General features: G+C 56.9%; 15 protein-coding genes. 13 read left to right on the forward strand and 2 right to left on the reverse strand.

What is annotated here, in order from left to right; translation table 11 throughout:
* Positions 1-49 precede the first annotated feature (49 nt).
* Positions 50-2,692 carry a type I DNA topoisomerase gene (topA, locus tag AC13E3_RS10735; RefSeq protein WP_482902037.1) on the forward strand — a complete coding sequence of 881 codons (2,643 nt, stop codon included), beginning with the start codon at positions 50-52 and terminating at the stop codon, positions 2,690-2,692.
* 55 nt (positions 2,693-2,747) lie between these two features.
* Here topA and AC13E3_RS10740 read toward each other — a convergent pair whose 3' ends face one another.
* Both AC13E3_RS10740 and gltA read right to left on the reverse strand, forming a co-directional pair.
* Positions 2,748-3,620, reverse strand: a complete 873-nt coding sequence (locus AC13E3_RS10740; protein WP_064228092.1) for an NAD(P)-dependent oxidoreductase — start codon at positions 3,618-3,620, stop codon at positions 2,748-2,750.
* Positions 3,621-3,736: 116 nt separating this feature from the next.
* Positions 3,737-5,011: a citrate synthase gene (gene gltA / locus AC13E3_RS10745; RefSeq protein ID WP_069185007.1), complete on the reverse strand. Its 1,275-nt coding sequence runs from the start codon at positions 5,009-5,011 to the stop codon at positions 3,737-3,739.
* 477 nt (positions 5,012-5,488) lie between these two features.
* On the opposite strand from gltA, the gene sdhC reads away from it, so the two are divergent.
* From sdhC to scpB, 12 genes are all read left to right on the forward strand, one after another.
* Positions 5,489-5,863 (forward strand): succinate dehydrogenase, cytochrome b556 subunit, encoded by a 375-nt coding sequence (gene sdhC, locus AC13E3_RS10750; RefSeq protein WP_064228094.1) that lies wholly within the window; start codon positions 5,489-5,491, stop codon positions 5,861-5,863.
* Positions 5,857-6,201 (forward strand): succinate dehydrogenase, hydrophobic membrane anchor protein, encoded by a 345-nt coding sequence (sdhD, locus tag AC13E3_RS10755; RefSeq protein WP_482902038.1) that lies wholly within the window; start codon positions 5,857-5,859, stop codon positions 6,199-6,201. The genes sdhC and sdhD overlap by 7 nt, the downstream gene beginning before the upstream one ends.
* 3 nt (positions 6,202-6,204) lie before the next feature.
* On the forward strand, positions 6,205-7,977 hold the full coding sequence (sdhA, locus tag AC13E3_RS10760) for a succinate dehydrogenase flavoprotein subunit (protein ID WP_482902039.1): 1,773 nt from the start codon (positions 6,205-6,207) through the stop codon (positions 7,975-7,977).
* Positions 7,978-7,991: 14 nt separating this feature from the next.
* Entirely contained in the window at positions 7,992-8,696 is a 705-nt protein-coding gene (locus AC13E3_RS10765) for a succinate dehydrogenase iron-sulfur subunit (protein WP_064228097.1), read from the forward strand.
* 312 nt (positions 8,697-9,008) lie between these two features.
* On the forward strand, positions 9,009-11,846 hold the full coding sequence (locus AC13E3_RS10770; protein ID WP_482902040.1) for a 2-oxoglutarate dehydrogenase E1 component: 2,838 nt from the start codon (positions 9,009-9,011) through the stop codon (positions 11,844-11,846).
* Positions 11,847-11,871: 25 nt separating this feature from the next.
* Positions 11,872-13,101, forward strand: a complete 1,230-nt coding sequence (gene odhB, locus AC13E3_RS10775; RefSeq protein ID WP_209397840.1) for a 2-oxoglutarate dehydrogenase complex dihydrolipoyllysine-residue succinyltransferase — start codon at positions 11,872-11,874, stop codon at positions 13,099-13,101.
* Between the two features lie 35 nt (positions 13,102-13,136).
* Positions 13,137-14,579: a dihydrolipoyl dehydrogenase gene (lpdA, locus tag AC13E3_RS10780; RefSeq protein ID WP_064228100.1), complete on the forward strand. Its 1,443-nt coding sequence runs from the start codon at positions 13,137-13,139 to the stop codon at positions 14,577-14,579.
* 36 nt (positions 14,580-14,615) lie between these two features.
* A complete protein-coding gene (sucC, locus tag AC13E3_RS10785) occupies positions 14,616-15,782 on the forward strand; it encodes an ADP-forming succinate--CoA ligase subunit beta (protein WP_064228101.1) in 1,167 nt (388 codons plus the stop codon).
* Positions 15,782-16,654, forward strand: coding sequence for a succinate--CoA ligase subunit alpha (gene sucD / locus AC13E3_RS10790; protein WP_064228102.1), 873 nt, complete (start codon positions 15,782-15,784; stop codon positions 16,652-16,654). Before sucC ends, sucD begins: the two co-directional genes overlap by 1 nt.
* Positions 16,655-16,774: 120 nt before the next feature.
* Positions 16,775-17,989 (forward strand): tryptophan--tRNA ligase, encoded by a 1,215-nt coding sequence (locus AC13E3_RS10795; protein ID WP_083231878.1) that lies wholly within the window; start codon positions 16,775-16,777, stop codon positions 17,987-17,989.
* Between the two features lie 59 nt (positions 17,990-18,048).
* On the forward strand, positions 18,049-18,882 hold the full coding sequence (locus AC13E3_RS10800; protein WP_008174399.1) for a segregation and condensation protein A: 834 nt from the start codon (positions 18,049-18,051) through the stop codon (positions 18,880-18,882).
* A 42-nt stretch (positions 18,883-18,924) separates the two neighbouring features.
* Positions 18,925-19,563 carry an SMC-Scp complex subunit ScpB gene (gene scpB, locus AC13E3_RS10805; protein WP_286804031.1) on the forward strand — a complete coding sequence of 213 codons (639 nt, stop codon included), beginning with the start codon at positions 18,925-18,927 and terminating at the stop codon, positions 19,561-19,563.
* The last annotated feature ends 3 nt before the right edge of the window (positions 19,564-19,566 follow it).

Genomic DNA, 19,566 nt, shown 5'->3' on the forward strand with positions numbered 1-19,566 from the left:
GTTTGCTGATTAATTGACCGATTTATCGCCAAGGATACAGAACTCCGATATGGGTAAAAGTCTCGTAATTGTCGAGTCACCAGCGAAAGCGAAGACCATCAACAAGTACCTGGGCTCTGACTTCATCGTCAAATCGAGCGTCGGGCATATTCGTGATCTTCCCGTCAGTGGCAGCGGATCCCAAACCGATCCCAAGGAGCGTGCCAAGCAGGCTGCGCTCACCCGGAAGATGAGCCCGGAAGAAAAGGCGGTGCATAAAAAGCGCAAGGCCCGTGAGCAGTTGGTCGCCCGGATGGGCGTCGACCCGGATCAGGACTGGAGTGCGCGTTACGAGATCCTTCCCGGCAAGGAGAAGGTGGTCAGCGAGCTCAAGCGTCTCGCCAAATCAGCAGACCATATCTATCTGGCAACGGATTTGGACCGCGAAGGGGAGGCCATCGCCTGGCACCTTCAGCAGACGATCGGTGGCGAGCCCGAGAAATACCGACGTGTAGTGTTCAACGAAATCACTAAACGTGCCATCCAGGAAGCCTTCAAGGATCCCGGGAATCTTGACAATAACCGGGTGAATGCTCAGCAGGCCCGACGTTTCCTGGATCGGGTTGTAGGCTACATGGTGTCGCCCCTGCTTTGGGCCAAGATTGCCCGGGGCCTGTCTGCCGGTCGGGTGCAGTCAGTCGCCGTACGGCTGATTGTTGAGAGGGAACGGGAGATCCGGAAGTTTGTTCCGGAGGAGTTCTGGCAATTACATGCCGATCTCGCGTCCGCCAAGGCAGATCAGCCGGTCCGCTTTGAAGTAACCCGCCATGACGACAAGCCTTATCGCCCGGTCAACGAGCAGCAGAGCAGCGAGCACGTCAGCCGCCTCAAGGCGGGTACGTTCAAGGTTGCCAAGCGGGAAGACAAACCAACCCGTTCACGCCCGTCGGCTCCGTTTATTACCTCCACGCTACAGCAGGCGGCGAGTAACCGCATGGGCTTCAGTGTCAAAAAGACCATGATGCTTGCCCAGCGTCTATATGAAGCTGGCTTTATTACCTATATGCGTACTGACTCCACCAACCTGAGTCAGGATGCGATCAACAGTTGCCGCACCTATATTCAGAAGCAGTTTGGCGATAAATACCTGCCGGAAAAGCCCCGGGTTTACGGTAGTAAAGAGGGTGCCCAGGAAGCCCACGAAGCCATCCGGCCAACGGAAGTCAGTCGCCGGCCCTCGGATATCAGTGGCCTGGAGAAAGACGCGGAGAAGCTCTACGACCTGATCTGGCGCCAGTTCATTGCCTGCCAGATGTCCGATGCGGAGTTTCTCAGTACCTCGATAGTCGTTGCCAACGGCGATTATGAGCTGCGCACCCGGGGCCGGATTATCAAGTTCGACGGTTTCCTGAAAGCCGCGCCACAGGCGGCCAAGAAAGATGAAGACATCGCGCTGCCTGATATTCAGGTAGATGAAGTGCTGGACCTGAAAAAACTCGACCCGAGCCAGCACTTTACCAAGCCTGCGCCGAGGTACACCGAGGCGAGCCTGGTCAAAGAGCTCGAAAAGCAGGGTATTGGCCGTCCCTCGACCTATGCGTCGATTATTTCGACGATTCAGGATCGCGGCTATGTCAGGCTGCAGAACCGCCGCTTCTATGCCGAGAAGATGGGCGAGATTGTGACCGAGCGCCTGTCAGAATCTTTCCCGAATCTGATGGACTTCGATTTCACCGCGAAGATGGAAGATGAGCTCGACGAGATTGCCGAGGGTGATGTCGAGTGGAAGAAAGTCCTGAATGATTTTTACGGCCGTTTCAAGCAGCAACTGGAAACGGCAGAAAGTGGCGAAGACGGCGGCATGCGCGCCAACACGCCCACCGAGACTGATATTCCGTGCCCGAGCTGTGGTCGGAATATGCAGATTCGTGTGGCCAGTACGGGTGTATTCCTGGGCTGCTCCGGTTACTCATTACCACCGAAGGAGCGTTGCAAGACCACCATCAATCTCGTGTCCGGCGACGAAGTGGTCAGCGCTGACGATGACGTGGAAGGCGAGGGCGAAACCCGGCTGCTGCGCAAGAAGCGCCGCTGCCCCAAGTGTGGCACTGCCATGGACAGCTACCTGGTGGACGAAGCCCGCAAGCTGCATGTCTGTGGTAACAATCCGGATTGCTCTGGCTACGAGGTAGAAAAGGGCACGTTCCGCATCAAGGGCTACGATGGGCCGACCCTGGAGTGCGACAAGTGTGGCTCTGAGATGCAGCTGAAGACGGGGCGGTTTGGAAAGTATTTCGGTTGTACCAATACCGAGTGCAAGAACACCCGTAAGCTGCTCAAAAATGGCGAGCCAGCACCGCCCAAGATGGACCCGGTACCCATGCCGGAGCTTCAGTGCCAGAAGGTGGATGACACTTACGTTCTTCGTGATGGTGCGTCCGGGTTGTTTCTGGCCGCCAGCAAGTTCCCGAAAAATCGGGAAACGCGACCACCTCTGGTGATGGAGATCAAACCACACCGGAAGGAAATTGATCCGAAGTATGATTACCTGATGGATGCGCCCGAGCGTGATCCTGAAGGCAATCCGACGGTGATTCGCTACAGCCGCAAGACCAAGGAGCAGTACGTCATGTCCGAGAAGGAAGGCAAGGCGACGGGCTGGTCCGCGTGGTATGTGAACGGAAAGTGGCAGCCGCAGGACAAGAAAAAGTAGTGCCTGTGGATTCGGGGCCGGGTGAGAGCTTTCATCCGGCCCCAGCTTCAGAGACTTACCGGAACTTCCTGAGTCTCTGGATTAAAGAGGATGTATCCCAGCGTTTGCCCCCCATGGACTGCACATCCGCGTAGAACTGATCCACCAGAGCGGTGACTGGCAGAGACGCGTTCACTTTTCTTGCCTCTTCCAGGCAAATCCCCAGGTCCTTACGCATCCAGTCAACCGCGAAGCCGTGTTCGAATTCACCTGCAATCATGGTTGCCGAGCGGTTTTCCATCTGCCAGGACTGGGCTGCCCCTTTAGAAATCACATCCACCACCTTTGCCACATCCAGCTCAGCCTGCTCGGCAAAGTGCAGCGCCTCTGAAAGGCCCTGTACAAGACCGGCAATGGCGATCTGGTTCACCATCTTGGTTTTCTGGCCACTGCCAGCTGGGCCCATTCGGTTGAGTGCGCGCGCATAGTGCTCCATAACCGGCTCGGCTTTCGCATAGTCCTGTTCAGAGCCGCCGCACATGATGGTCAGCTTGCCGTTTTCGGCTCCTTGCTGGCCGCCGGATACAGGCGCGTCCACAAATCCCATGTTGTTTTTACTGGCAGCTTCAGCAAGATACTCGGCAATGCCGGCTGAAGCCGTAGTGTGATCGACCAGAACCGCACCTTCGGAGGCATTGGCGAGGATGCCTTCATCGCCTTCGTAAACTGCTTTAAGATCGATATCCGCACCAACGCAGGTGAGTACTATATCCGCGCCCTTCACGGCCTCGGCAATGGAGGTGCAGCTGGTTCCCCCGTATTCGCTTGCCCATTGCTCGGCTTTGGCGCTGGTTCGGTTCCAGACCCTGACGTTGAGCCCGGCCTTGGCCAGGTGCCCGGCCATCGGATAGCCCATCACGCCGAGGCCGATAAACGCTGCTGTAGTCATTGCTTTCTCCTCTTATGTTTTTGTCGAGTTAACTTAGCACAGAAGGGCGGGGCGGCACGCAATAAAAAAGGCCGCTGAATCAGCGGCCTTTCCATGCGTTGCCCGAGAAATCAGGCTTATTTCGCCGGATAATCCCGGGAATCCGAGCCAGTATAAAGCTGGCGCGGACGGCCGATGCGATAGTCGCCGCTGACCATTTCGTTCCAGTGCGAGAACCAGCCGATGGTCCGCGACAGGGCGAAGATAACGGTGAACATCGAAGTCGGGATTCCGATGGCCTTGAGGATGAGTCCGGAGTAGAAATCGACGTTCGGGTAAAGCTTGCGCTTTACGAAGTACTCGTCTTCCAGCGCGATTTTTTCCAGGCGCTGGGCGATCTTCAGCAGCGGGTCGTTTTCCAGGCCTAGCTCGGTCAGAACCTCGTGAGCGGTTTCTGCCATCACCTTGGCGCGCGGGTCGAAGTTCTTGTAAACCCGATGTCCGAAGCCCATCAGGCGGAACGGATCGTCTTTGTCCTTGGCCTTGGCGATGAATTTCTCGATGTTGGACTCGTCTCCGATTTCGGCCAGCATGTCCAGGACCGCTTCGTTGGCGCCGCCGTGGGCAGGGCCCCACAGTGCAGCGATGCCGGAGGCGATGCAGGCGTAGGGGTTAGCACCGGTGGAGCCAGCCAGACGCACGGTCGACGTCGACGCATTCTGTTCGTGGTCTGCGTGCAGAATGAAGATCTTGTCCATGGCCTTGGCGAGGATCGGGTTCGGCTTGTACTCCTCGCAAGGAACGCCGAACATCATCTGCAGGAAGTTCTCGGAGTACGAGAGGTCGTTGCGCGGGTAAATAAACGGCTGGCCGATGGCATACTTGTAACACCAGGCGGCAATGGTCGGCATTTTTGCGATCAGGCGGTGAGCGGTGATCTCACGCTGCTCCTGGCTGGCTACGTCCATCTCGCCGTGGTAGAAGGCGGACAGGGCGCCGACCACACCACACATGATGGCCATCGGGTGTGCATCACGACGGAAACCCTGGAAGAAGTTCCGCATCTGGTCGTGCAGCATGGTGTGGTTTTTGATGGTCTCGTGGAACTTCTGGTTCTCCTCGGCGCTTGGAAGTTCGCCGTGAAGCAGGAGATAGCAGACTTCAAGGTAGTCGGAGTGTTCGGCGAGCTGTTCGATCGGGTAGCCGCGGTGCAGGAGAACGCCATTTGCACCGTCGATGTAGGTAATGGCCGATTCGCAGGCTGCGGTCGATACGAATCCGGGGTCGTATGTAAAAACGCCTTCCTGGACTAGGCCTCGTACGTCGATAACGTCAGGGCCGACGGTGCCGGAATAAATCGGTAGCTCAATGGACTTGTCCCCCACCGAGAGCGTGGCTTTCCTGTCGGTCATGGTGCTCTCCTATTTATCAGCTTTGAAAGCTTTATCTACAGTTATGGATGCGCTAGAAGGCGCGTATTATCGCAAAACTGGCGGCAAAATATAGGGCGTTGGCTTTTTTTGTCAATGGAAGAGTCGGGAAAACCCAGAATTTGACATTCGCTGTAAATCAGGGATATCCCGAATAACAACGGATTGGGGATGGAAAAGGATTTGTCAATCATCCTTATAGCTGGCTTAACCCCCTGAAATACGCGGCTTGAGCGACGTTGCAGGTTTGTAATTGGTTAGGGTACTCCTTATAATCCCTAGCCCGGAATTGGGGATAAACCTTCTCCCGCTGCCTGTAAATAGTGGTTTGCCGGTGAGGTTATCTCCCTTCTGAGCCAATCGTGTGCCGGTTTCGTATCTGCACGCCGATCCTTACATACCAACCATCCGCACCCGGTTTTCCGGTCCCGCGGAACCAAGAGAGAGTGTGAGAGCGCTGTGAATAGCAAACGACCAGTAAATCTCGATCTCGGCAAGTTTCATTTTCCGCTGCCAGCCATTACGTCCATATTGCACCGTATCAGCGGCATCATCATTTTTGTTGGTGTTGCGTTCCTGCTTTACGGGCTTCAGCTTTCCCTGTCTGGGGAAGAGGGCTTCAGTCGTGTCAATGAACTGCTGGACAGCTTCCTTGCCAAGCTGATTATCTGGGGCATCTTGTCTGCTCTGTTGTACCACCTGGTTGCGGGTATCAAGCACCTGTTCATGGATATGGGCATTGGTGAAGAGCTCGAGAGCGGCCGCCTCGCCTCGAAGATCACGATTGTGGTTTCCGTCATTCTCATCGTTCTGGCAGGAGTCTGGGTATGGTAAACAGCGTCACGAACCTGGGTCGCAGTGGTGTCTATGACTGGCTGATCCAGCGGGTAACCGCCTACGTACTTGCTTTGTATGCAATTTTCCTGCTCGGCTTTCTGTTGACCTCCGACGTCAACTACGAAACCTGGAGTGCGCTTTTCGACCAGACCTGGTTCCGTATCTTTACCCTTATGGCACTGCTTTCAATCGGTGCTCACGCTTGGGTGGGGCTCTGGACGGTGACGACCGACTATATCAAGGCCATGGGTCCCAGGTTTATCGTGCAGGCGGCTTGTGGGCTGACCATGTTCGTCTATGTGGTTTGGGGCATTCAGATTCTTTGGGGGCTTTAATCGATGGCTAATATCAAGACCATGTCCTTTGACGCAATTGTTATCGGCGGCGGCGGTTCCGGCATGCGTGCCGCGCTCCAGTTGACCGAGTCCGGCGTCAATACCGCGTGTATCACCAAGGTTTTCCCGACGCGGTCTCATACGGTCTCTGCCCAAGGTGGCATCACCTGTGCGATCGCCAGTGCGGATCCGAATGACGACTGGCGCTGGCACATGTATGACACGGTTAAAGGCTCGGACTACATTGCCGACCAGGATGCCGTCGAGTACATGTGTTCCGTTGGTCCTCAGGCGGTATTCGAGCTTGAGCACATGGGTCTTCCGTTCTCGCGCACCCAGCAGGGCCGTATCTATCAGCGTCCGTTTGGTGGTCAGTCCAAAGGCCCTGATAACCCGACTCAGGCAGCACGTACCTGTGCCGCTGCTGACCGTACCGGTCACGCCCTGCTTCACACTCTGTACCAGGCCAACATCAAGGGCGGAACCACCTTCCTTAACGAGTGGTACGCGGTAGATCTCGTCAAGAACAGTAAGGATGAGGTCGTTGGTGTGGTTGCCATTGAGGTTGAGACCGGCGAAGTCGCCTACATCAAATCCAAAGCGACCGTTCTTGCTACCGGTGGCGCGGGACGTATTTACGCCTCCACAACCAACGCGCTGATTAACACCGGCGACGGTATCGGTATGGCACTGCGTGCCGGTTTCCCGATGCAGGACATGGAAATGTGGCAGTTCCACCCGACCGGCATTTACGGAGCGGGAACGCTGGTGACCGAAGGTTGCCGGGGTGAGGGTGGCTACCTGATCAACGCCGAGGGTGAGCGTTTCATGGAGCGCTATGCGCCGAACGCGAAAGACCTGGCGGGCCGTGACGTTGTAGCCCGGGCAATGGTGATCGAGATTCTGGAAGGTCGTGGCTGCGGTCCGGATAAGGATCACGTTCTGCTGAAGCTGGATCATCTGGGTGAAGAGACCCTGAACCTGCGCCTGCCGGGCATCTGTGAGCTGTCCCGCACCTTTGCGCATGTGGATCCTGTCAAAGAGCCGATCCCGGTCGTGCCTACCTGTCACTACATGATGGGCGGCATTCCGACCAACGTTGGTGGTCAGGCGTTGACCCAGGATGAAAACGGAAAAGACAAGCCAATCCCCGGGCTGTTCGCCTGTGGCGAGGCAGCGTGTGTATCGGTACACGGCGCCAACCGTCTGGGTGGTAACTCTCTGCTGGACCTGGTGGTGTTTGGTCGCGCAGCTGGCCTGCACATTGAAGAGCAGCTTCGCGGCGGCTTCGAGGTAGACGGTGCCAGTGAGGACGATATCAAGCGTGCCATGGCGCGGCTTGACCGCCTGAACAACGCAACCGAGGGCGAGAGCGTTGCAGAGGTCCGCAAGGATCTGCAGAACTGCATGCAGTTGTACTTCGGCGTGTTCCGTGACGGCAAGAGCATGGAGGAGGGTCTCAAAAAGCTGGAAGCGATTGGTGAGCGTGTTCGCAACACCAAGCTGGCTGATACCAGCAATGCCTTCAACACCGCCCGTATCGAAGCGCTCGAGCTGGATAACCTCTACGAGGTTGCCCTGGCTACAGCGGTTTCCGCCTTCGAGCGGAAGGAAAGTCGCGGCGCTCATGCCCGGAACGACTACACCGAGCGTGATGATGAGAACTGGCTGAAGCACTCCATGTTCTTCCCGCTGGAAAAGCGCGTGGGCAAGCGTGATGTGAACTTTGCACCGAAGACGGTGGACAAGTTCGAGCCGAAGGTCCGGACTTACTAAGGGGGACTCCGAAAATGTTAGTAAGCCTTTATCGTTATAACCCGGAGACTGACAACGCGCCTTACATGCAGGACGTGGATGTTGATATTCCGGAAGGCAAGGATCTCATGGTTCTTGATGTGCTGAACCTGATCAAGGAGCGGGATCCTTCAATGGCCTACCGTCGTTCCTGCCGGGAGGGCGTGTGTGGCTCTGATGGCATGAACATGAACGGCAAGAACGGCCTGGCGTGTATTACGCCGGTCTCCCAGGTGGTGAAGGGCGACAAGCTGGTGCTGCGTCCGCTGCCGGGTCTGCCGGTTATTCGTGATCTGGTTGTAGATATGAGTCTTTTCTACAAGCAGTACGAAAAGGTCATGCCTTACCTGATTAACGACAAGCCTGCTCCCGCGATCGAGCGGCTGCAGTCTCCGGAAGACCGCCAGAAGCTGGATGGCCTGTACGAGTGTATTCTCTGTGCCTGCTGTTCCACGTCCTGTCCGTCATTCTGGTGGAACCCGGACAAGTTTATCGGTCCTGCTGGCCTGCTTCAGGCTTACCGTTTCCTGGCGGACAGCCGGGATACAGCCCAGGACGAGCGACTTGCCGGCCTTGATGACCCGTTCAGTGTATTCCGCTGCCGGGGCATCATGAACTGTGTCAGTGTCTGCCCGAAAGGTCTGAACCCCACAAGGGCTATCGGCCACATTCGGAATCTTCTGCTGCAAAGGGCGACTTAAGCAGCAGGATTTGCGACAGACGCTATACTGTTCTGATCAGGTTAGTACCCGGAAGGCCTCGCAAGTTTGCGGGGCCTTCAACCAAAGGCTTATAGTCAAAAGTCTTACCCGGGTGCACACTACGCAAGCCGTGGCGGGAACTTATAAAGTTTTCTCCCTGTTTTGCTGAGTACAAAAACCACCGGGGAATGGAAAACATCCATGTCGGGTGTGGTGGCCAAAGTCGATCCCGTAAAAACCCGTATTGACTGAGATATACCCGTGGCCGACCATATCGGGCTCCCCGCACCAGCCCAAGGTGAGCTATTCAAGATGCACGAAAGCATAATGGAGCAGTTATGGCAGACTTCCCACCTTCAGGGTGGAAATCTCGCCTATGTTGAACAGCTTTTTGAAACCTACCTGACAGACCCCAATGCCGTTCCCGAAGAGTGGCGCAGCTATTTCGACAAACTCCCCAGTGTCGATGGCTACAAAGGCCGTGACATTGTCCACTCTTCCATCCGCGAACAGTTCGAACACATCTCCCGTAACCAGCGCTTTCTTGCCAGTGGCGGCGTTCCCGCCAGTGCGACGTCGGATGCGGACAAAAAACAGATTCGTGTTCTCCAGCTGATTAACGCCTACCGCTTCCGCGGTCATCAGGAAGCGAAGCTGGACCCGCTCGGTGTTTGGCAGCGTCCCAAGGTTGAGGACCTCGATCCCGAATTCCATGAACTGTCTGACTCTGACCGGGACCTCGAGTTTCAGACCGGCTCACTGAACCTCGGCTCCGAGACCATGAAGCTCGGAGATATTGTCGATGGTTTGCGCCAGACCTATTGCGAAAGCATTGGCGCTGAATACATGCACGTTGTCGATACCCGCATCAAGCGCTGGTTCCAGCAACGCATGGAGCCGGTTCGTTCACGTCCCGCATACGAGGACAACACCCGTAAGCACATCCTTGAGCGACTGACGGCGGCCGAAGGTCTCGAAAAGTACCTGGGTTCCCGTTATCCGGGTGTGAAACGCTTTGGTCTTGAAGGTGGCGAAAGCCTCATTCCCTGTCTGGACGAGCTGATCCAGCGTGCCGGTTCTTACGGCGCCAAGGAAATCGTTCTGGGTATGGCGCACCGTGGTCGCCTGAACGTCCTGGTCAACACTCTGGGCAAGAATCCAAGAGAGCTCTTCGACGAGTTTGAAGGCAAGAAACTGGCCGATTCCGGCTCAGGTGACGTGAAGTACCACCAGGGCTTCTCATCCAACGTAATGACCCCGGGTGGCGAAGTGCACCTGGCGATGGCGTTCAACCCGTCGCACCTGGAAATCGTTTCGCCGGTTGTTGAAGGCTCCGTACGGGCCCGCCAGACCCGCCGCAACGACGAGGATGGCAGCAAGGTAGTACCAATCATCATGCATGGCGACGCGGCGTTCGCCGGCCAGGGCGTGGTGATGGAAACCTTCCAGATGTCCCAGACCCGTGGGTTTGGCGTTGGTGGCACCATTCATATCGTTATCAACAACCAGGTTGGTTTCACCACCAGCAAGCAGGAAGATGCGCGGTCCACGGAGTACTGCACCGACGTGGCCAAGATGATCCAGGCGCCAATCCTGCATGTGAATGCGGACGACCCGGAAGCGGTCATGTTCGTGACCCAGATGGCCATGGACTACCGCAACGAATTCAAGAACGACGTGGTGATCGATCTGGTCTGCTATCGTCGTCGTGGTCACAACGAGGCGGATGAGCCGGCCGCAACCCAGCCGGTCATGTACGAGAAGATCCGTAAGCTGAAGACCACTCGCAACCTGTACGTTGACCAACTGGTGGAAGCCGGTGTTATCACCGAGGAAGAAGCCAAGCAGATGGAGAACGACTACCGTGACGCCCTGGACAATGGCGAGCACGTGGTCAAATCCCTGGTCAAGGAGCCCAACAAGGAGCTCTACGTAGACTGGACACCGTACCTGGGCCACGAGTGGACGGCCAAGTGCAAGTCCAGCGTTGCGCTGAAGACCATTCAGAAGCTGGGCAAGAAACTGACCTCGGTCCCTGAAGGTTTCAGTATCCAGCGCCAGGTCTCCAAGATTGTGTCCGACCGCGAGAAAATGACCGCCGGCGCCCTGCCGATCAACTGGGGCTACGGTGAAGTCATGGCCTATGCGACGTTGCTCAACGAAGGGCATCCGATCCGCATTACCGGCCAGGATGTTGGCCGCGGCACCTTCTCGCATCGCCACGCGGTTCTGCACAACCAGAAAGACGGCTCGACTCATATTGCCCTTGAGCAATTGTCGGAAGACCAGCCGAAATTCGAAATTTACGACTCGCTGCTCTCGGAAGAAGCCGTGATGGCGTTCGAGTACGGTTACGCGACCACCGCACCTGATGGCCTTGTGGTCTGGGAAGCGCAGTTTGGCGACTTCGCCAACGGTGCCCAGGTCGTGATCGATCAGTTCCTGACCAGTGGTGAGCACAAGTGGGGGCGCCTCTGTGGCCTGACCCTGCTGCTGCCTCATGGCTACGAAGGGCAGGGGCCGGAGCATAGCTCTGCACGCCTCGAGCGTTTCCTGCAGCTGAGTGCCGAGCATAATATCCAGGTCTGCGTGCCGACCACGCCGTCGCAGGTATTCCATATGCTGCGTCGCCAGGTGAAGCGCCCGCTGCGCAAGCCTCTGGTTGCCATCACGCCCAAGAGCCTGCTGCGGCACAAGGAAGCGACGTCCGATCTTGACGATCTGACCACCGGTACCTTCAAGACCGTGCTGCCTGAGAAAGAGCCGTCCGATCCGAAGAAAGTCACCCGTTTGATCCTGTGCTCGGGCAAGGTGTATTTCGACCTGCTCGAGAAGAAGAAATCGGATGAGCGTGATGATGTGGCCATTGTCCGGATCGAACAGCTGTATCCTTTCCCGGGAGACGATCTGGATGAGCTGCTGAGCGAGTACACCAAGCTCAAGCACGTTGTCTGGTGTCAGGAAGAGCCGATGAACCAGGGTGCCTGGTATTGCAGCCAGCATCACATGCGTAATGCGCTGCACCGCCTGAATCCCAAGCTGTACCTTCAGTATGCCGGTCGTGACGCTTCGGCTGCTCCTGCCTGTGGCCATATGTCGGTCCACATTGAAGAGCAGAAGAAACTGGTTAACGACGCGTTTGAAATTTGACGAGCTACCGAACTAAGGATCTGTAATGTCAACTGAGATTAAAGCCCCCGTTTTCCCGGAGTCGGTCGCGGAAGGTACTGTCGCGACCTGGCACAAACAGCCGGGTGAAGCCTGCTCCCGTGACGAGCTGATTGTCGATATCGAGACCGACAAGGTTGTTCTTGAGGTGGTTGCGCCTGCTGACGGCGTGATCGAAGAAATCATCAAGAACGAAGGCGATACCGTCGAAAGTGGTGAGGTAGTCGGCAAGTTCAAGGAAGGTGCCAAGGGCGAGGCCAAGCCTGCCGAGGGCAAGAAAGAAGAGGCCAAGGAAGAGGCTCCGAAAGAAGAGGCCAAGAGTGAAGCCGCTTCCGGCGAAGCGATTCTGAGCCCGGCAGCGCGCAAGCTGGCCGAGGAAAACAACGTTGACCCGAACAGCATCAAGGGTACCGGCAAAGATGGCCGCGTAACCAAGGAAGACGTACAGAACCACGTGGACAGCGCCAAGTCCTCCGGTGGTGCTTCCGCGCCCCAGCCTGCGGCGGGTATGCCGGAAGTGAATGTCAGCCAGGGCGAACGTCCAGAGAAGCGCGTGCCGATGACCCGCCTGCGTGCGAGCATCGCCAAGCGTCTGGTCAACGCGCAGCAGAGCGCAGCCATGCTGACCACCTTCAACGAGGTGAACATGGCGCCGATCATGGAACTGCGCAAGCAGTACCAGGAGAGCTTTGTAAAGCGTCATGGTATCAAGCTTGGTTTCATGTCCTTCTTCACCAAGGCGGCCACCGAAGCCCTGAAGCGGTTCCCCGCGGTGAACGCGTCCATTGATGGTAACGACATGGTTTACCACGGTTACCAGGATATCGGCGTGGCCGTATCCACGGATCGTGGTCTGGTCGTTCCGGTACTCCGCGATTCCGACGCCATGGGCCTGGCCGACATCGAGAAGAAGATCGTTGAATACGGCACCAAGGCGAAAGAGGGCAAGCTGGCCATTGAAGACATGACCGGTGGTACCTTTACGATTACCAACGGCGGCATCTTCGGCTCGCTGATTTCCACACCGATCCTGAACCCGCCACAGACTGCAATCCTGGGCATGCACAAGATCCAGGAGCGTCCGATGGCCGTGAACGGCAAGGTGGAAATTCTGCCGATGATGTACCTGGCGCTTTCTTACGACCACCGAATGATTGATGGCAAGGAAGCGGTGCAGTTCCTCGTTGCCATCAAGGAAATGCTTGAAGACCCGGCACGTATTCTGCTGGACGTCTGAGTCGACTTTAAACGTATCGGAAAACGGGATTAACTATGTCTGATAAATACGACGTCATTGTTATTGGTGCGGGCCCGGGCGGCTATGTTGCTGCCATCAAGGCTGCCCAGCTGGGTCTCAAGACCGCGTGTGTCGAATCCTGGACCGCCGAAGACGGCAAGGCGCAGGTACTTGGCGGTACCTGCCTGAACGTGGGCTGTATTCCCTCCAAGGCACTGCTGGAGATTTCCCACAAGTTCGAGGAAACCACCCACGATTACGAGATGCAGGGCATCATCGCCAAGGATGTCAAGATGGACATCGGCAAGATGATGGAGCGCAAGGCTGGTATCGTGAAGCAGCTGACCGGCGGTATCGCCGGCCTGTTCAAGTCCAACGGCGTTACCTCCATCCACGGCCACGGCAAGTTGCTGGCCAACCGCAAAGTGGAAGTAACTGACAAGGACGGCAAGTCCAAGACCTACGAAGCCGAAAACATCATTCTGGCCACTGGTTCCAAGCCGATCCAGATTCCGCCTGCGCCGTTCGATGGCGAGTACATCGTGGATTCCGAGGGAGCCCTCGAGTTCACCGAAGTGCCCAAGCGTCTGGGTGTGATCGGTGCCGGTGTTATCGGCCTGGAGCTTGGCAGCGTCTGGGCACGTCTGGGCTCCGAGGTGACGGTCCTTGAAGCGGTGGATACCTTCCTGCCGGCGGTGGATCAGCAGGTTGCCAAGGACGCACTCAAGCAGTTCCAGAAGCAGGGTCTGAACATCGTCATGGGTGCTCGCATGACCGGCGCTGAAGTCAAACGCAAGCTGGTCAACGTTACCTATGAAGATTCCAAGGGCAAGCAAGAAGCCAAGTTTGACAAGCTGATTGTTGCCGTTGGACGTCGTCCGTACACCGATAACCTGCTTTCCGAGGATTCCGGTGTGCAGATGGACGAGCGCGGTTTCATCTTCGTGGATGACAACTGCAAGACCGAGGCGCCGGGTGTCTGGGCTATCGGTGACGTGGTCCGTGGCCCGATGCTGGCCCACAAGGCGTCCGAAGAGGGCATCATGGTTGCCGAGCGCATTGCCGGGCACAAGCCCCAGGTCAACTACGACTGCATCCCCAACGTGATCTACACCTCGCCGGAAGTTGCCTGGGTTGGCAAAACCGAAGAGCAGATGAAGGCAGAGGGTGAAGAGTACAACGTAGGTACCTTCCCGTTTGCGGCCAACGGTCGTGCCATGGCTGCAAACTCGGCGTCCGGTCTGGTCAAGATCATTGCCGACGCAAAAACTGACCGCATTGTCGGTTTCCATGTAGTTGGTCCCCAGGCCTCTGAAATCGTTGCCCAGGGCGTAATCGCCATGGAATTCGGTTCCAGCGCCGAAGATCTGGCCCTGACCTGCTTTGCACATCCGACTCTTTCCGAGTCCGTGCACGAAGCAGCTCTGGCCGTCGGTGGTGGCGCGATCCATATCGCCAACCGCCGCAAGAAGAAGTAACGCAAACCAGGAATTTTTTAATTCGGGACATTAACTATGAATTTGCATGAATATCAGGGCAAACAGCTTTTCGCTGAATATGGCCTGCCCGTATCCAAAGGCATTGCCTGTGATACTCCCAAGGAAGCAGTAGCAGCTGCTGACGAAATCGGCGGTGATGGCTGGGTAGTGAAGGCCCAGGTGCACGCAGGCGGCCGTGGTAAGGCTGGTGGCGTTAAGCTGGTTAAAAGCAAAGACGAGATCCGTGAGTTTGCCGAAAAGTGGTTGGGCAAGAACCTGGTAACCTACCAGACTGATGAAAATGGCCAGCCGGTCAGCAAGATTCTGGTTGAATCCCTCACCGACATCGACCAGGAACTGTACCTGGGTGCGGTCGTTGACCGTGGCACCCGTCGCATCGTGTTCATGGCCTCCACCGAGGGCGGTGTTGAGATCGAGAAGGTTGCCGAAGAAACGCCCGAGAAGATCCTGAAAGCTGAAATCGACCCGCTGGTCGGCGCACAGCCGTACCAGGGCCGCGAGCTGGCCTTCAAGCTGGGCCTGGAAGGCAAGCAGATCGGTCAGTTCACCAAGATCTTCATTGGTCTGGCGAAACTGTTCGAAGAGTGCGACCTGGCGCTGGTAGAAATCAACCCGCTGGTTATCACCCCGGCCGGTGACCTGCATTGCCTCGACGCCAAAGTCGGTGTTGACGGTAACGCGCTGTATCGCCAGAAGAAGATCCACGAGATGCACGATCCCTCCCAGGAAGATTCCCGGGAAGCGGAAGCGGCCAAGTGGGAGCTCAACTACGTGGCCCTGGAAGGCAATATTGGCTGCATGGTCAACGGTGCTGGTCTGGCGATGGGCACCATGGACATCATCAAGCTTTCTGGTGGCCAGCCTGCCAACTTCCTGGACGTTGGTGGCGGTGCAACCAAGGAGCGTGTTTCCGAAGCATTCAAGATCATCCTATCTGACTCCAACGTCAAGGCGGTTCTGGTCAACATCTTCGGCGGTATCGTTCGTTGCGACATGATTGCAGAAGGCATCATCGGTGCCGTGAAGGAAGTCGGCGTCAAGGTTCCTGTTGTGGTTCGCCTTGAAGGCAACAACGCGGAGAAGGGTACTCAGGTACTCGCCGATAGCGGCCTGAACATCATTGCCGCTACCAGTCTGTCGAATGCGGCAGAGCAAGTTGTTAAAGCCGCAGGGGGTAAATAATGAGCATCCTGATTAACAAAGACACCAAGGTTATCTGTCAGGGCTTTACCGGCGCACAGGGCACCTTCCACTCAGAGCAGGCAATTGCCTACGGCACCAAGATGGTTGGCGGCGTTAGCCCCGGCAAGGGTGGCACTGAGCACCTCGGCCTTCCGGTGTTCAACACCGTTCGTGACGCCGTTGAAGCAACCGGCGCAGAGGCGACCGTTATCTACGTACCGGCGCCTTTCTGTAAAGACGCTATTATCGAAGCCGCGGATGCCGGCATTCAGCTGATCGTCTGTATCACTGAAGGTATCCCGACCATCGATATGCTGTACGCCAAGGAATACGTGGATCGCAAGGGCGTTCGCATGATTGGTCCCAACTGCCCGGGTGTTATCACTCCGGACGAGTGCAAGATCGGCATCATGCCTGGCCACATCCACAAGAAGGGCAAGGTTGGTATCGTGTCCCGCTCAGGTACCCTGACTTACGAAGCGGTCAAGCAGACCACCGACTTCGGCTACGGTCAGTCCACCTGTATCGGTATCGGTGGCGACCCGATCCCGGGCTCCAACTTCATCGACATTCTGGCCCTGCTGCAGGAAGATCCTGAGACTGAAGCCATTGTGATGATTGGTGAGATCGGCGGTACCGCCGAAGAAGAAGCCGCGGCCTACATCAAGCAGAACGTCACCAAGCCGGTGGTTTCCTACATCGCTGGTGTTACTGCGCCTCCGGGCAAGCGCATGGGCCACGCTGGCGCCATCATCTCCGGTGGTAAGGGTACTGCAGACGAGAAGTTTGCCGCCCTGGAAGACGCTGGCGTTCGCACCGTCCGCAGTCTGGCCGAGATCGGCCAGGCCCTGAAGGAAGTCACTGGCTGGTAAGCTGGCCTTCTTTCAGCAAAAACCCCCGTTTCTGCCCTGCAGAGCGGGGGTTTTTTATTTATAATGCCGGGTCGCCTGAACTATGATGGCGGTTCCAATATCAAATAAGGAGTTCGTGCTTTGAGTTCTGTAGATTCCCAGCAAAGGGTTTTGTCCGGCATGCGTCCGACCGGCAAGCTTCACCTTGGCCACTACCACGGTGTGCTGAAAAACTGGGTTAAACTCCAGCATGAATTCGAATGCTTTTTCTTTGTGGCGGACTGGCACGCCCTGACCACCAACTATGACGACCCCTCCGGCATTGAGCAGAGCGTCTGGGACATGGTCATTGACTGGCTGGCGGCCGGTGTGAACCCGGGTTCGTCCACCATGTTTATTCAGTCACAGGTACCCGAGCACGCAGAATTGCACCTGTTGCTGTCGATGATTACGCCTCTCGGTTGGCTGGAACGTGTGCCGACCTTCAAGGACCAGCAGGAGAAGCTGCGGGAGAAGGATCTGGCGACCTACGGATTTCTGGGTTACCCGTTGCTTCAGAGTGCAGACATTCTGGTTTACCGGGCAGGGAAGGTACCGGTCGGTGCCGATCAGGTCTCCCATGTTGAAATTACCCGGGAGATCGCCCGTCGCTTCAACCATATCTACGGTCGTGAGCCCGGATTCGAGGAGCAGGCAGAAGGCGCCATTGTGAAGATGGGCAAGAAAAACGCCAAGCTGTACCGCAATCTGAAGAAGCGGTACCAGGAAGAGGGCGACATGGACGCCCTGGAAACTGCTCGTGCGCTGTTGAAAGAACAGCAGAACATCTCCCTGGGCGATCGCGAGCGTCTGTACGGCTACATCGAGGGTGGTGGCAAGGTGATTCTGCCAGAGCCGCAGCCGCTGCTGACACCGGAGTCCAAGTTGCCGGGTCTGGATGGGCAGAAAATGTCCAAGTCCTACAACAACTATATTGGACTGCGGGAGGAGCCGGACAGTGTTGCCCAGAAGGTCCGCACCATGCAGACCGATCCCCAGCGAGTCCGCCGTACGGATCCGGGTGAACCCGAAAAGTGCCCGGTGTGGGGAATGCACAAGATCTATTCCGATGCTGACACTCAGGAGTGGGTGCAGACCGGTTGTCGCAGTGCCGGCATCGGTTGCCTGGATTGCAAGAAGCCGTTGATTGACGCGATTGTCGAGGAGCAGCGTCCGCTCCACGAACGCGCGCGGGAGTATGAGGGCAATCCGGATCTGGTTCATTCCATTCTCCAGGAAGGTCGCGAGCACGCCCGCGACGCCGCCCGCGACACCCTGGAGGAAGTCCGGGCCGCCATGGGGCTTCATTACCGTTGAATCCGCAGGAGTCGGTGCCACGAGCATACAGCCAGTGCGCAGACCCGGAGTGAAAGGTTATGACTGAAGAATCCACCGATCAGGCCACGCCCGAAGCCCAGGACGCTGCACCGGAGCAGTCGCCCCTGGCGCGGGTGTCCGGCAAGCCGGTGGTGGATCTTCCCAAGGATTTGTACATTCCGCCGGACGCCCTTGCCGTCTTCCTTGAGGCGTTCGAAGGGCCCCTGGATCTTCTGCTGTATCTCATCCGTCGCCAGAACATGAACATTCTGGACATCGACGTTAGCGAAATTACCCGGCAATACATGGATTACATCGGTGCCGTGGAGGCCATGCGGTTCGAGCTGGCTGCGGAATACCTGGTGATGGCCGCCACATTGGCGGAGATCAAATCGAGGATGCTGTTGCCTCGACAGGAAAGCGACGATGAGGAAGAGGTTGATCCCCGGGCAGAACTGATTCGCCGGCTTCAGCAATACGAACGGTTCAAGCAGGCTGCTGAAGATATTGATGAATTACCGCGCCTGGAACGCGATACCTTTGCCGCCTCCGCCGCGCTGCCGAAGATGCCCTCCAGTCAGCCCCATCCGGATGTAGACTTGCGGGAAATGCTGCTGGCTCTGCAAGGCGTTCTTCAGCGGGCAGACCTGTTTACCAGTCACCATGTTGAACGGGAAAGGCTTTCGACCCGGGAGCGCATGTCCGCAATCCTGTCGGTGCTTCAGGATGATCATTTTGTGACATTCGAAAGCCTGTTTACGATTGAAGAGGGTCGGCTCGGCGTCGTGGTGACCTTCCTGGCCACGCTTGAGCTGGTGAAAGAGCAGCTGATTGAGGTTGTCCAGGCCGAGGTGCTGGGCCCTATTCATGTTCGAGCCAGGGCAGCCAGCTAGGGGCTCCCAACGTTCAAAGCACGGAAATACGGATCAGACACCATGAACGAAGAACACCTGCTGAGAATACAGGCGATTGCTGAAGCGGCCCTGCTGGCTGCGGGCAAACCCTTGTCTCTCGACCAGCTTCGGGACCTGTTCAGTGAAGAGGAACGCCCCGCACGCCAGGTAATGGAACATGTCATGGTACTTCTGGAAGCGGCTTGCGAAGGGCGCGGTTTTGAATTGAAGAGGGTTGCCAGTGGCTACCGTATTCAGGTCCGCGAAGAATTCGCGCCCTGGGTCGGGCGTTTGTTTGAGGAAAAGCCCCAGCGCTATTCCCGGGCGTTGCTTGAAACCCTGGCATTGATCGCCTATCGGCAGCCCATCACCCGGGGTGAAATCGAGGATATTCGGGGTGTTACGGTAAGCAGCAATATCATTCGCACCCTGCTTGAGCGAGAGTGGGTTCGCGTCGTTGGGCATCGGGATGTTCCCGGCCGTCCGGCCATGTATGCGACTACGAAACAGTTTCTGGACTACTTTAACCTCACGGGCCTGGATCAGATGCCGCCCCTGAATGAAGTCCGCGATCTTGAAGAGATCGGCCGGGAAATTGAAAAGAACATGCAGGCGGAGATCGAGTTCGAATCAACGACTGCCGAGAACGACGACGAATCTTCGAGCCAGACACTTCACTGACGC

Source organism: Marinobacter sp. L-80 (assembly GCF_056859395.1).

Coding starts and splice junctions, on each gene's coding strand:
- topA (WP_482902037.1), top strand. CDS start 50: ATGGGTAAAAGTCTCGTAATTGTCGAGTCACCAGCGAAAGCGAAGACC.
- AC13E3_RS10740 (WP_064228092.1), bottom strand. CDS start 3,620: ATGACTACAGCAGCGTTTATCGGCCTCGGCGTGATGGGCTATCCGATG.
- gltA (WP_069185007.1), bottom strand. CDS start 5,011: ATGACCGACAGGAAAGCCACGCTCTCGGTGGGGGACAAGTCCATTGAG.
- sdhD (WP_482902038.1), top strand. CDS start 5,857: ATGGTAAACAGCGTCACGAACCTGGGTCGCAGTGGTGTCTATGACTGG.
- sdhA (WP_482902039.1), top strand. CDS start 6,205: ATGGCTAATATCAAGACCATGTCCTTTGACGCAATTGTTATCGGCGGC.
- AC13E3_RS10765 (WP_064228097.1), top strand. CDS start 7,992: ATGTTAGTAAGCCTTTATCGTTATAACCCGGAGACTGACAACGCGCCT.
- AC13E3_RS10770 (WP_482902040.1), top strand. CDS start 9,009: ATGCACGAAAGCATAATGGAGCAGTTATGGCAGACTTCCCACCTTCAG.
- odhB (WP_209397840.1), top strand. CDS start 11,872: ATGTCAACTGAGATTAAAGCCCCCGTTTTCCCGGAGTCGGTCGCGGAA.
- lpdA (WP_064228100.1), top strand. CDS start 13,137: ATGTCTGATAAATACGACGTCATTGTTATTGGTGCGGGCCCGGGCGGC.
- sucC (WP_064228101.1), top strand. CDS start 14,616: ATGAATTTGCATGAATATCAGGGCAAACAGCTTTTCGCTGAATATGGC.
- sucD (WP_064228102.1), top strand. CDS start 15,782: ATGAGCATCCTGATTAACAAAGACACCAAGGTTATCTGTCAGGGCTTT.
- AC13E3_RS10800 (WP_008174399.1), top strand. CDS start 18,049: ATGACTGAAGAATCCACCGATCAGGCCACGCCCGAAGCCCAGGACGCT.
- scpB (WP_286804031.1), top strand. CDS start 18,925: ATGAACGAAGAACACCTGCTGAGAATACAGGCGATTGCTGAAGCGGCC.